Here is a 14,058-nt window from a genome sequence, read left to right on the forward strand (position 1 = left end):
CTTAAGGCAAAAAATGATTTTTAAACCAGGGAAGGCATTTATGCAGAAAACAGAAATCTGAGACATAAAGCCTTTAGGCCAACATAGAAGCTTTGTACAAAAAAAAACTGCTTCACAACGATTTGGAAGCAGTCTTTCTTAGAGTTTTGTATTCTAAAGATTAATTTCCGGCTAAGCGCTTATTAATCTCTTCGATGGTAGCTTTAGCATTGCTGTTGTCCGGATCATACTTCAATGCTTTTTCAAACCAGGGCTTAGCTTTTTTGAAAGCTTCATTTGCTTTGGCATTGATCTCATCATACTGCGATGGGTCAGCATTTTGGGCCGAAGCCAAAATTTGAGAAGCCTCATTGTAAGGTTCTGATCCCTTTTTTAGATAGTAAGTGACAAGCATTTTCTTCATATGGCCAACATACTTACTTGAGCTGTACTCTTCAATGGCATCACCCAGGAATGCTTCCATTTCCTCTTCTTTGTCCTGCTTTTTCAGGGAATAAGCGATATAGTAAGTTGCAATATCACCACGGAAACCCTGTTCTTTTGACATTTTGTAATACTTGATAGCTTTGTCATAGTTTTCGATACGACGGGCACAAGTAGCCATATTGTATACCAATGCATCTTCAACAGGCTCTTCTTCACTCCAATTTGCCAACGCCTCTTCATAAAGTTCAAGGGCTTTTTGATAATCTTTGCTTCTCAAAGCTTCATTTCCCTCGTTCTTATAATCGGCAGCTGATTTATCCTGGGCAAAAACACTACCCGCCAGCGCAAACAACACAAAACTAACTGTCAATAAATACTTCATAACGCGATCAAATTAAATGTTTGGTTATTCTAATTTCTTTTTATGGCTGTAAAAATAGCCCTTTTGATAAAACTAAGAAACAAAAAACAGGCCAAACCTTAAAATTCTTTAAATTTATATTGTTTTTACAATTGTAAAAGATATTCCTTCAAAGAATTATAGGAATTACCCATGGATTCTTTGGTTTTGGCTGAATCAAAATTCGCCTGAAAATCCTGCTTTAGTTTTTGGGCTACGCCCGGTAAAACGTCTTCCACGATCTCGATAAACTTTATTGGATGAGCTGTAGACACAAAGAAACCATGCTCTTCGCCCCACAATTCACGTTTCAATCCAAGGTATCCGGCAGCTGAATGTGGATCTAATAAATAATTAAAATCGTTGTAAACTGATTTTATGGTCTCTCTTATTTCATCATCCGTAACAACATTGGCAGAGAGTAATTTTTTCAATTCCTCAAGATTGTTTTGAAACAATGCATACATGCGGGGAAAGTTACTTGGATCTCCCACATCCATTGCATTGGCGAGGGTTACAATCGTTTGTCTGGGATCATAATCACCAGACTCCAGAAACCTGGGAACTACGTCATTTGCATTGGTAGCTGCAACAAAACGCTTCACACGCAACCCCATTCTGTTGGCCATAATAGCGGCCGTTATATTACCAAAATTACCACTGGGCACGCAAACAACCGGTGCTGTTCCGTTATTTTGTTGCATTGATCGGGCAACCCCCTGAAAATAATAAACCATCTGTGGAAGCAAGCGTCCTAAATTAATGGAGTTCGCTGATGTTATAGAAACCTGTTCCCGAAGTGATCTGTCATTAAATGCCTGTTTCACTAACCGCTGACAATCATCAAAAGCTCCCTCAATTGCAATGGCATGTATATTATGTCCCAAAGTGGTCATTTGATTCTCCTGATAAGGACTGATTTTACCTTCAGGATAAAGCACCACAACTTCAATTCCGGGAACTTTGTGAAACCCGTGAGCAACTGCTCCACCTGTATCTCCTGAGGTAGCAGTCAAGACAACCATTTTATCATTTTCTACCGGATGCAAATGACTCATTAACCGGGAAAGAAACCGGGCACCTACATCTTTAAATGCTTGAGTTGGCCCGTGGAATAGTTCCAGTACATTGATTTTATCATGAACACTGACAAGCGGAATCGGAAAAGAAAAAGTTTCCTGAACCATCTTTGTAAGAACAGTATCATCGAGATTTTCATGAACATAGGGCCGCAAAACTGAAAAAGCCATTTCGGGCAATGTCAATTCAGGCAAGGCTGACAAAAAATCTTCCTGTAAACGAGGAATTTCCACAGGCATAAAGAGACTGCCATCATCTGCCAAGCCTTTAAATACGCCCTCGGGCAACGAAACAACCTGTTCTTCCTGACCTAAACTTTTATATTGCATAATTTGTAATTATTTCCTTTTTAAAGCAAAAAGATGATTTTCACATAGCCTCTTTTCTGAAAACCTCACCCAATTGAGTTAGCTAAATAATTTTTCTAAAACTCCACCATCAGATAAAGTTCCCATTGCCCCATTCTTTACAGATTCTTCATCAAAAGAATCCACTCCATCCGCTTCCAAGCCAGGCTTAACAATAAAGAAGGGCACCGGATCGGAGGTATGAGTCCTTAATTCGCAGGGAGTTGGATGATCAGGTAACAAAGCAATAGCTACTTCCTCATCCAACTGATTTAACCCTTCTAAAAGAGGCTTTAGTAATCTTTGGTCGAAATCTTCTACCACTTTCTTTTTCAAATCTTTGTCTCCTTCATGGCCAGCTTCATCGGCGGCCTCAACATGCAAAAAAACAAAATCCACTTTTTTGAGAGCCTCCACAGCTGCAGCTGCTTTACCTTCATAATTGGTATCAAACAGGCCTGTGGCACCCTCTACATGGATACTTTCCAAACCAGCCATTCCACCAATGCCATGAATTAGGTCTACGGCAGAAATAACGGCACCTGATTTAATGCCCCAGCGTTCTTTAAAGGAAGGAAATCCCCCAGCTTTGCCAGGTGACCAGGGCCAAATAGCATTGGCAGCAGCCAATCCCTGTTCTCTACGCCTTTTATTAACCGGGTGCTTATCCAGTATTTCTATAGATTTTTTTATAAGTGACTGAAGTCTGTCAACAGTTTCAGATCCGCCCGCTTTCCCTGAGGGTAGTAAACCTTCAAAAGGCTCACCCGGGTAATCATGGGGAGGTTTACATTCAATTTCTTCAGAACCGTTTTCCATCATCATAAGATTCCGGTAGCTAACGCCCTGATGAAATTTAACACCCTCGGAGGTCAATTCATTGTTAAGTGCTTTAATCAATTCACCTGCTTCTTCATTAGAAATATGACCACCTGAATGATTGACCAATTTTCCACCTTCAATAGTCACCAAGTTACATCTAAAAACCAGCTCATTGGGCTCAGATGGAACATTAAGGGCCGCTGCCTCTAAAACACCTCTTCCGGGAAAATATTCACGCGGATCAAGTCCCAAAATATTCATATTTGCAATCTCGCTGCCGGGATGCATCCCGTCGGGAATGGACTTTAGAAGTCCTGCCTGTCCCCTCTTGCAAAGACTATCCATCACAGGCTTCTTTGCCACCATTAATGGTGTTTTATTGTCCCATTCCGAAATTGGATTATCGGCCATTCCATCAGCCAAAACAACGATATACTTCATCTGAAATTTCTTTTTTCAAAAATAAGGCATAAGGGTTGAAAAACATTTTATTGCCTCAAATAAATTTCTCTCCAACCAAAAAATATCCGATAATTGAATCATTCAAGTGTAATCGAAAATAGCTCATATATTAAGGAAGCTGTTTGAAAAAAATGTACCTTTTTTTCAAACAGCCTCAACGTCTTATGAATGGTTCTATTTATCTTCAATTATACCAGCGGAATATTGTTTTCACTACAAACCTTCCGCATTTCTTCGGGCCACAAACTTGATTGGATTTCTCCGATGTGCGCTTTGCGGAGGAAATACATGCACAAACGAGACTGTCCAATACCACCACCTATACTCAAAGGCAACTCTCCATCTAATAAACGACGATGGAAAAGAAGCTGTTTTCTTTCAGTACAATCTTTCAATTCAAGCTGGCGCTCGAGAGCTTCTCTGTCGACTCTGATGCCCATGGAAGAAATCTCAAAAGCCCCATTAAGAACCGGGTTCCAGAGAAGAATATCTCCATTCAATCCTTCCTGCCCATTTGCTTCGGGTGTACTCCAATCATCGTAATCCGGAGCTCTCCCGTCATGTTCTTCTCCATTAGATAATTTTCCACCTATTCCGATTAAAAAGACTGCACCATATTTTTTACATATGGCGTCCTCTCTCTGTTTTGGCGTAAGATCGGGATACATTTGCAACAGATCTTCACTGTGGATAAAATGAATATTTTCAGGCAAATGTGGTGTTAAGACAGGATATTTCTCATATAGAATAAATTCAGTCCTTTTCAGCACCTCATAAATACGTTCCACATTTTTTTTCAGGAATTCCACATTTCTATCTTCTTTAACCATATGTCGTTCCCAATCCCACTGATCTACGTAGATGGAGTGCGTATTATCCATAATTTCGTCGGGTCGAATGGCATTCATGTCGGTATAAATACCATACCCCGGTTCAATGTCGTAATCAGCCAAAACCATTCTTTTCCATTTGGCCAAACTATGCACAATTTCAGCTTCTCTGTCACCCAGATCTTTAACCGGAAATGCAACAGGTCTTTCGATTCCGTTAAGGTCATCGTTAATACCTGTTCCTTTCAAAACAAACAAAGGAGCAGTAACTCTTCTTAATTTTAATTCAGACGAAAGTCCTGATTGAAAAAACTCCTTAATGATTGTAATGGCATGTTCTGTTTGCTTTAAACCCAGTAAGGGCTTGTAATTTGCGGGAAGAATTAAATTATCTGTCATAACTACAGTAAATCAAGAATAACTTTTGTTTGCTCTTACAAAACTACGCCCTATAATTACAATTAAAAAATTTTTACACACATTTTTTTTCATATTATCACGCTACAGACAAACATTATTGACTAATTGAAAGCTGCGCGTGATTCACTGTTGTCTATCCAAAAGTGATAAAGAATTTTGTTTTACGCCTTTCAAAATTCAATAAAAGGTTTTGGTATTTATTTATCTTTGTCCCCACAAAAACTCAGTCCTTCAACGCGAAGAACATCAGATACAGTTTGATGCAACATTCCTACAGTCAAAATATTTACCGTCTTTATATCATTAAGATTGCCAAATGGTTTATGTTGACCATGCCAATCATCATGCTCTTTTATAAAGACATGGGCTTAACCAATGAAGAGGCATTTCAACTTAAAGCCATTTACAGCATTAGCATCGTAATTTTCGAGGTACCGTCGGGCTATTTAGCAGACATTCTGGGTCGAAAGGTAACATTGATTATTGGAGCTTTTCTGGGGACTCTGGGTTTTGTTTTTTATTCATTTGGAGAGGGATTCTGGATGTTTCTGGCCGCAGAGTTAACCCTGGGAATAGGGCAAAGTTTTGTTTCAGGGGCTGATTCAGCAATGCTCTTTGATTCGTTAAAGGCAGATGGCAAAAGCAATAAATATTTAAAGTACGAAGGCATCAATTTCTCTGTTGGAAATTATTCAGAAGCCTTAGCAGGATTAGCCGGAGGCGCTCTGGCTGAAATCAGTCTTCATTTACCTTTTTACTTTCAGACCGGTATAGCCTTTTTAGGCATTCCGGCCGCCATCACTTTATTAGAACCACCGGTAAAATCAAGCCGAAAGAAACCACGCTTTAAAGATATTCTAAATGTGGTACATTATGCACTGGTGAAAAACAACAAATTAAGATGGAATTTGATCTACTCCTCGATAATTGGAACCTCGACCCTCACTATGGCCTGGGTTTATCAGTTGAAACTGCATGAGTTCGGTTTTTCCGAATTATTCATTGGAGGCACTGCAACCGTATTAAATTTACTTGTAGGTACTGTAACGCTGTTCTCCTCAAAGCTAAAAAACAACATGGGGAGTCGAGTAACTGTCTTAAGCACAAGCCTTCTAATCACTGGTGGATTTATACTGGCCGGCCTTTCTTCAGATGCCTTGTTTTTTCTCCCTGTTCTTGGAATATTCTACATGGCCAGGGGCATTGCAACTCCGGTTCTAAAAGATTATATCAATCAAATAACCCCCTCTGAAATCCGGGCTACCGTTTTGTCTGTGAGAAGCCTGCTCATTAGGGGCATATTCGCGATTGTTGCACCATTATTCGGCTGGCTAAGCGATGAATTATCTCTTTCTCAGGCATTATGGATCATTGGACTTGTGTTTTTTACATTGTCACTATCAACAGTTACCTTGTTCCTGAGAACTTTAAAAGTACGCCATTGATATTACAAGTCTATTTCAAGTCCATCCTGCCCCAGAAAAACATTTGGCGGCAATTTTTCCGAGGTTTCTGCATGAAGGCCAATATTATGACTCATGTGGGTAATGTATGCTTTTTCAGGATTGATTTGCTCAATCATCACGAGTGCCTGCTCCAGGTTGAAATGCGAAATATGGTTTTTTATCCGCAAACCATTTATCACCAAAACTTTTGATCCTTTAAGCTTTTCAATACTCTCATCCGGAATATAACTGGCATCAGTAATGTACGAAAAATTCCGGATTCTGAAGCCCAAAACCGGCATCTTGTGATGATAAACTCTTATTGGTAATATCTCTTCGCCAAAAAGCGGGAAAGGCCGGCGCTCAATTTTATTTAGCACTAATTCAGGTGCTCCGGGATACTTTTCATCCATTGCTTTAAAAGCATAGGAGAATTCGTTTTTAAGGGCATTCAACGTTGGTTCTTCGCCATAAAGATTTACTGCCTGCCGGTTGATCCAGTTAAAAGCACGTACATCGTCCAATCCGGCAGTGTGGTCTTTATGTTCATGAGTAAATAAAATCGCGTCCAGTTTTTTCGTCTGCGAAGCCAGCATTTGTTGCCGAAAATCAGGTCCGGCATCAACAACAATCACATGATTGCCCATCTCAATTTTAACGGACGACCGTAAACGTTTATCTCTGGGATCTTTAGATTTGCATACTTTACAATCACAGGCAATCATGGGAACTCCCATTGATGTGCCTGTTCCCAAAAGTGTAACTTTCAAAGTTTTTGTTTTTTAATAAGAATTCAACAAAGTTCTGTAAAAATAGTAAGTCCTGCCCACCCTTCCAAAATCAAAATCGAGGTTGGAGAGGGAGTTATCCCTTTTTACCTCTAAACCAAATCTTGTTTTTAATGTTTAGTTAAATAAAAAGAACAAACTATGAAGATTAAAACATTTTTATTTTCCGTCCTTTTCATTCTGCCTCTTGCATTCGCCTCTGCCCAATCCGGTTTTTACGATTTCACAGTAAAAACACTGGCTGGTGAAGATTTTGACTTGGCAGCCCTTGAGGGTAAAAAAGTAATGGTCGTCAACACTGCCAGCAAATGCGGCCTCACCCCTCAATATGAACAACTTCAGGCTATTTATGAGCAGTACGGAGGAGATAACTTCGTCATTATTGGCTTTCCGGCCAACAACTTCATGAACCAGGAACCTGGTACTGCCGAAGAAATCAGGGAATTTTGCTCAGTGAATTATGGAGTTACCTTTCCTATGATGGCCAAAGTCAGTGTAAAAGGTGACGATCAACACCCACTTTATCAATGGTTAACCCAGAAAGAAAAAAACGGGTACAAAGACAGTAAAGTGCAGTGGAACTTCCAAAAGTACCTGATAAGTCCAGATGGTGAACTTCAGAAAGTGGTACCTCCGAAAATAAAACCAGACAATTCGGAGATAATATCCTGGATTACTGACGAGCAATAACAAAATTTCATACAAGCAATCAGAGTCAGGCCTTCAAGGTTTGCTAAATTTCTCTGATTGAAAAACGAAGGATTTTTCTAATTTTACCGAAATCAACATTTGATTCTGGTTAAAAACAATTGAAATCCTTCGTTTTTTTATGTCTCAACTCAATATATACAGAGCATCTGCAGGTTCGGGAAAAACCTTTACCCTCACCCGGGAGTTTATTAGGTTACTTTTTCGTGAACCTTTTGATTACCGACATATTCTGGCTGTAACATTTACCAATAAAGCCACTGCCGAAATGCGACAACGCATTCTGCAAAAGCTATTTGAACTGGGTTACACCACCGACAAAAAACCGGATTACCTGGAAGAGCTAATGAAGGAGCTTGAGTTTTCAGAATCTCAGGTAAGAACAAGAGCCCAGTTAATATTACGCCTTCTACTCCACGATTTTTCTCGTTTTTCGGTAAGCACAATTGATAGTTTTTTTCAACAGATTATCAGAGCTTTTGCTCGTGATGCCGGACTGCAGCTTGGTTTTCGTACCGAATTGGATCATCAGTCCATTATGGTACAAGCCATTGACCGCGTAGTTCTGGAAATGGATATGAAAGGTCATGAAACCCTGAAAAAGTGGTTACTAGACTTCGCTGAAAAGAAAATTCTTGAGGGCAAAAGCTGGAATATCAACAGAGAGATAAGTTCTTTTTCAGAGGAAATTTTCAAAGAAGCTTATCAATCTGTAGCGGGCTCTTTATCGGAAAAACTGGCCGATCGGAAATTCATGAGCCGCTACCTCTCTCAGCTTCATGCTATAATTAGGGACTATGAAAAGCAACTCCAACAGATTGGAGAAGATGGATTGGCCATCATTCAAAAATGGGATCTGGATATTTCCAAGCATTTCAATAACGGAAGCCGGAGTAAAGTCCTGTTATTTAAAAAGATGGCTAACCAGGAAAAGTACAACGAAGAACAGGTCTATGCACTTCACAATAATGTGGAAACATGGCAAAAGAAAAGCAATCCAGAACATATAAATATAGCCATTGAAGGAGCATTTAATGATGGACTGAACCAGTTATTGGGACAAATAATTGACTTGTTTGGAAAAGAAAAGCATGATTATCTAACGGCCAAAGCAATAATCAGGAATTTTTATACTTTAGGAATTATCAATGATGTGAACCAGAAGATTCTGGAAGTCTCCCGTGAGCAGAATGTTTTTCTATTGGCAGGCACCAACCATCTGCTTACCAGAATCATTCGCAAAGATGAAGCTCCTTTTATTTACGAAAGAACCGGAACTCGTTATTCCCATTACATGATTGACGAGTTTCAGGATACTTCCTCTTTGCAATATGCCAATTTCCGTCCACTAATCAACAACAGTCTTGCGGAGGATCAGTTTGCTATGTTGGTAGGAGATGTAAAGCAATCAATTTACCGTTGGCGCAACTCTGACTGGACACTTCTGGCTGAAAAAGTAGAGAATGACTTTAGCACCTTTGGCTCAAATGTCCAAACACTTGATACTAACTGGCGAAGCAGTGCCAATGTCATAGCATTTAACAATAGTTTTTTTGAGCATGCATCAAAAGCATTACAAGCCCAACTGCTGCATAGAATGCCCGAAAATCTTGAAGCCGGAGCAAATGGTGTTGATCACAAAATAATGGAGGCCTATCATGATGTTATTCAGAAACCAGCACCTAACAAATCCTCTGATGGAGGGAATGTCAGGTTTTCTTTTCTTGAAGCCGCCAACAAAGATGAATTCCGGGAAACCGCACTAAAAGCTGCGGTTGATCAGATAGGACATATATTGAATAATGGCTACTCCCCCTCCGATATTTGTGTTTTAGTCAGAAAAAAAGACGAAGGCATAGCCATCACAAACGCCTTGTTGTCCGGGGAATACCATCCGCATGGCACTCCCCTTCCGGTTATCAGTAATGAGACGTTGCGTTTAAACAGCTCACCGGCAGTTTTATTTATCATCAATCATTTAAAATTCATTATATCTCCTGATGACAAAGTTCTTGAGGCTTTTATTCGTCTTCATTGGGAGCGTTCCCGAAGGGAAGCTGAAGAGGCAGAATTTAATGCTTCGGAAGTTTTTCATAATGCTGAAACCGCCTCGTCCTGGGAAGAACATCTTGGATTTTTGAAAAACCGTCAGCAATTACCTCTTTACGATCTTGCTGATGAACTGGTAAGACTTCTTCCAGAAAGCATAAGATCTGAGCAGGGCATTTATCTGCAAGCTTTACTAAACAGCATAAACAATTTTTCTTCACAGGAAACAGCCGACTTAAGCTTGTTTCTGGATCAATGGGAAAAAAGAGGACAATTTGATACCGTAATGGTTCCTGAAAGTCAGGAGGCCATCAGAGTTATGACTATCCACAAATCCAAAGGACTGGAGTTCAAAGCTGTAGTATTGCCATTTTGCAACTGGGACCTGGATGCCAACAAGGTTCAAAACTTATTATGGTGCCAGCCCCGAAAAGCACCATTTAATGAGTTGGATCTGGTGCCGGTAAACTATGAAAAATCTTTGCTTGATTCTCATTTTGTCAATGAATATCTGGAAGAACTAATGCATCAGTATATCGACAATCTGAATTTGCTTTATGTAGCATTTACAAGAGCTGAGCAAGTTCTTTGTGCATTTTGCCAAAGAAAGAAAAAAGAACCGGTCGAACTGGCAACCGTTTCGGATTTGCTTTGGTTTCATTTTGAGGCAAGAGAATCAGATCAAAACGAGTTACCGGGAGAATGGGACGGAGTTACATATAATTATACTCTTGGAAATTTTGGAACTATTAATCAAAAGAAAACTTCCAAAACCCCAAATGGCTCAGCCAACCGGTTTACTTCTACCAGAAATCTTCCAACAATGGAGACTTTTGCGTTCAGAGATCGTGTAGCCATCCACCTTGAGAGTGGTGAATATTTTGAAGAAGCAGGAACCGAAAGCGGCTCGACTTATGGAAAAGTTATGCATCATGCATTTGAACTCATTTCTCACAAGAGTGACTTGAATGATGCATTAAAAACGTTGTGGTTTGAAGGTAAAATTGATGAGAAGGAACAAACCGAATTAAAGGAAAAGATGGAAAAATGGTTGAGTCACCCTGAAGTTGAAGATTGGTTTAACGGGACCTATAAAGTGCTTTCAGAAGTAGCCATTTTACATCAAAACATTCGTCGTCCTGACCGGGTAATGATAAATAAAAATAAAACCATTGTTGTTGATTATAAATTTGGAAAAGCAGAATCGGCTAAACACCAACAACAGGTTAAAGGATATATGAATAAGATTAAAGAGATGGGCTATCCCAATGTGAAAGGTTTTATTTGGTATGTTTCACAAGAGGAAGTGGTACGCGTGGATAATGAAATTGTGCAGGGAACTCTGTTTTGATTGCTTCCCGGAAGTTATCCCTAACGCGCATATTTGCCGCTCAGCTCTGCTGCTTTAATTACAAAGAATCGGCGTTTTTTTTAGCTCAGGATTAGTAAACCTATCTTAAAAACAAGCAAGACACGAAATAACAGCATGACCAACATTTAAAACAACGATGGATTACAAATCCACTACTAAATGATGCGGATTGCAAATCCGCATCAGCCAGGAGTTTGGGCAAAGGTGGATTATAAATCCCCTTCAGCCTGATCATCAAAAAATATACATCAATTCATATCATCAAAAACGGCGGATCAAAGTCCGCCGCTAACATAAACAATTGTTTCTACATTCAGAAAACTTAATCTAAATCCAGAAAATCTTTGAGTTTATTTTTTACTTCATCCACTTTTTTCTTGACTTCCGGATCTTTCATGATTTCATCTACTGCTTCTTTGGCCTTTTTCTCCAATTCTTCTGCAGCCTGATTCTTAAAATCTTCGTCGAGGCGGAATTTTAATTTCGGATCCTGAACCGTACCCTGTACCAGAATGTCAACCATTATATCCTTAGTAGAAGAAGGTAAAGCGGTTCCTAAAAGACCGGCAACATTACCCAATTCATTTTTACTGACGGGCATTTTAATAATGTAATCAAGACTCTGATCGAGCCCCTGGGTTCCTGATATGGTCAGTTGTTTTCCATAAATACCGGCAGTAAACGGATCAATAATAACATTCCCGTTTTTAAGGGTAAAATTAATGGAAAGGTCTTCGGCTCGTGCTTTTTTGTATTTATCGTTGTTGAGCATACTTGCCATCGCACTTTGAACTTTTGCCCCGGAGATCTCAACCCCCTGAGAATTGAGCAGGCCGCCTCCATTCACAGAACTCAGTATTGGTGACATATCATTGGCAATCATACTTGTGAAATCCAATTTTGTAGTGACAGTTCCAACGGCTTTCCGGGCAATTGGCATCATTGAATCGATCATGCTAAAAGAATTGGCTGCCTTATGCACATCAATGGTATTCAATGCCATGTTAAAATCCACATAAGGTCTGAGAGTATCGGCAGTATTATATTCACCACTGATGACCATGCCTCCGTCCAGCATATCCGATCTCAATCCATCCAGAATAACGCGACCATCTTTTATGGTAATCCCCCCACTCATATTGGTCATCACTAGTTTGTCATAAACAAGTCGATCAATTTCACTATTCAATGAAAACTGAAGATTCTTAGGAACAATGACCAGCTCCATATCTGTTGTGTCAGTTTCCACTTTTGCTGAATCCTCATCCCCCGCCAAACGCATTAATTCATTTGTGTCTATTAATTTGGACTTATGATTCAGCCGACCTTCAAGTGTTCCATCTTTCATGACATACGAAAGATAGTTTTCCACTCTCCCACTGAGTGAAAAATCGCTGGAGCCAAAGGAACTGTTAAACGTTTCCAATGCCATAAAACGGGGTGTAATTTGCAAATCGGCTTCACTGATGGCAAATCCTGCCGGCATATCAAATGTGCTAAAGAGAAAGTCCCTGATGGTGACATCCCCGTTGGCTTCAATTTCATCATAAAGCTCTTTCTCAACCATCTCATAATCCCCGTCAATGGTCATATTGGCAGTTATCACCCCTTTCATACTGATACTATCCATGGGAACTGCTTCCTGCAATGATGCCAGGTCAATGACGCCATTGATTTGTCCTTTGTAGGTTGCGTTAGATACCGGAGTTCCCACCCAAAGGGATGCATCAAATGGATTCTCACCCAATTGAAAATGAAATTTATTTATGTCAGTCACTGTTGAATCCATTGAACCTCCGGGATTCTCAACATTAGCAGTAATTTGAATATCCCGGATAGATTTGGGTAAATCGGGATATTGAATAAGCCCGTCTTTTACATCCAAAAGCAGGTTAAAAGCAGGGAGATGATCCGTATCAATGTAAGTTCCTTTTGCCGTGGCTTCGAGTCCCAATGTTCCTTCTGTGGTAAGATCTTCAAAATCCTGAAGGTAGGTCTCGGGAACCATAGACAGGAGGGTCTTAAAACTGGTTTCTTTAGCTGCCAGAGAAAGATCCAGTTCATAGCCTTCTTCAAGCATCCCCAAGGTTCCATCAAAACCAAGAGCCAGGTCGTTTAAGCGGAATTCATTCTCCCTGAAGGAGAAAATCATGTTCTCCAAATCGGCTCCAATAATGGCATCCAAAGATACAAAAGCATCCTTCAGATATCTGACTCCTTCCATTGACAGGTTCAATCGTTCTATAGATGATTTAACATCAATATTGGTAGCTTTTTGAGACAAATCACCTTCCATCTCTACATCAAGATCATCTACAGTTGTTGAAAAGGCCATCGTTTGATCGGAAAATCCAACTTTTGCATCGCGGATTTCAAACAATTCTAATTGCACCGAAAAATCGGAAGCAGCAGAGGCAGTCTCTTCCTCCAACTCTTCATCTTCAGATTCGGGAACAATATCCCAGTTAGCAACAGAATCCTTATTTACTTTAAGCCACACTTCCGGTTCATCCAGCAATACCGAATTAATTTGGATACCGTCACCTCCTATTGCACTCCACAAATCAACGCTTGCTGCAAAATTTCCGATATGCATAAGTGTATCGCCTTCAAAAGGAGCTTTATTAACCACGGTAAGTCCGTTCAGGCCCATCGAAAGGTTTGGGAAATACCGGAACATACTCAGATTAAACTCATCAAACGAGACCGTAGCATTAACATTTTCATTGATTACTTCAGTAACTTTTTTCTCAATCCTGCCTTTAAACAGTGATGGCACCACCAATAATAGCAGGAGAATAAGAGCAGTAAGGCCCAACACAATCTGAAAAAATCGTTTCATAGAGTTCGTATTTTTGAATAATTATATCAGTTTTATCTTCTCCAAATTTAAGAAAACAAAACCAATT

Annotated in this window: 9 protein-coding genes; 3 read left to right on the plus strand and 6 right to left on the minus strand. The window is 39.8% G+C overall.

The annotated features are described in order from the left end of the window. Positions 1 to 160: 160 nt before the first annotated feature. The 4 genes from DDZ16_RS16235 to asnA all read right to left on the minus strand — a co-directional run bounded on the left by DDZ16_RS16235 (position 161) and on the right by asnA (position 4,766). Positions 161 to 808 carry a tetratricopeptide repeat protein gene (locus tag DDZ16_RS16235; RefSeq protein WP_109265540.1) on the minus strand — a complete coding sequence of 216 codons (648 nt, stop codon included), beginning with the start codon at positions 806 to 808 and terminating at the stop codon, positions 161 to 163. Between the two features lie 125 nt (positions 809 to 933). Further along, on the minus strand, positions 934 to 2,235 hold the full coding sequence (gene thrC, locus DDZ16_RS16240) for a threonine synthase (RefSeq protein ID WP_109265541.1): 1,302 nt from the start codon (positions 2,233 to 2,235) through the stop codon (positions 934 to 936). 78 nt (positions 2,236 to 2,313) lie between these two features. After that, positions 2,314 to 3,516: a cofactor-independent phosphoglycerate mutase gene (locus DDZ16_RS16245; protein WP_109265542.1), complete on the minus strand. Its 1,203-nt coding sequence runs from the start codon at positions 3,514 to 3,516 to the stop codon at positions 2,314 to 2,316. A 209-nt stretch (positions 3,517 to 3,725) separates the two neighbouring features. Beyond that, positions 3,726 to 4,766, minus strand: a complete 1,041-nt coding sequence (gene asnA / locus DDZ16_RS16250; protein WP_109265543.1) for an aspartate--ammonia ligase — start codon at positions 4,764 to 4,766, stop codon at positions 3,726 to 3,728. 281 nt (positions 4,767 to 5,047) lie between these two features. Between asnA and DDZ16_RS16255 the strand changes: the two genes are divergently transcribed. Then, complete coding sequence (locus DDZ16_RS16255) at positions 5,048 to 6,232, plus strand: MFS transporter (RefSeq protein WP_109265544.1); 1,185 nt, start codon at positions 5,048 to 5,050, stop codon at positions 6,230 to 6,232. Positions 6,233 to 6,234: 2 nt separating this feature from the next. Here DDZ16_RS16255 and DDZ16_RS16260 read toward each other — a convergent pair whose 3' ends face one another. Further along, positions 6,235 to 7,002 (minus strand): MBL fold metallo-hydrolase, encoded by a 768-nt coding sequence (locus DDZ16_RS16260; RefSeq protein WP_109265545.1) that lies wholly within the window; start codon positions 7,000 to 7,002, stop codon positions 6,235 to 6,237. Positions 7,003 to 7,161: 159 nt separating this feature from the next. On the opposite strand from DDZ16_RS16260, the gene DDZ16_RS16265 reads away from it, so the two are divergent. After that, positions 7,162 to 7,710: a glutathione peroxidase gene (locus DDZ16_RS16265; protein ID WP_109265546.1), complete on the plus strand. Its 549-nt coding sequence runs from the start codon at positions 7,162 to 7,164 to the stop codon at positions 7,708 to 7,710. A gap of 139 nt (positions 7,711 to 7,849) precedes the next feature. Next, positions 7,850 to 11,128, plus strand: a complete 3,279-nt coding sequence (locus DDZ16_RS16270) for a UvrD-helicase domain-containing protein (protein ID WP_109265547.1) — start codon at positions 7,850 to 7,852, stop codon at positions 11,126 to 11,128. A 343-nt stretch (positions 11,129 to 11,471) separates the two neighbouring features. On the opposite strand, the gene DDZ16_RS16275 is transcribed toward DDZ16_RS16270, so the two are convergent. After that, the gene (locus DDZ16_RS16275) at positions 11,472 to 13,991 is read right to left on the minus strand and encodes an AsmA-like C-terminal region-containing protein (protein WP_109265548.1); all 2,520 of its coding nucleotides are present in this window, start codon (positions 13,989 to 13,991) and stop codon (positions 11,472 to 11,474) included. Between the last annotated feature and the right edge of the window lie 67 nt (positions 13,992 to 14,058).

It is taken from the genome of Marinilabilia rubra (genome assembly GCF_003121985.1).
Lineage (GTDB): Bacteria > Bacteroidota > Bacteroidia > Bacteroidales > Marinilabiliaceae > Marinilabilia > Marinilabilia rubra.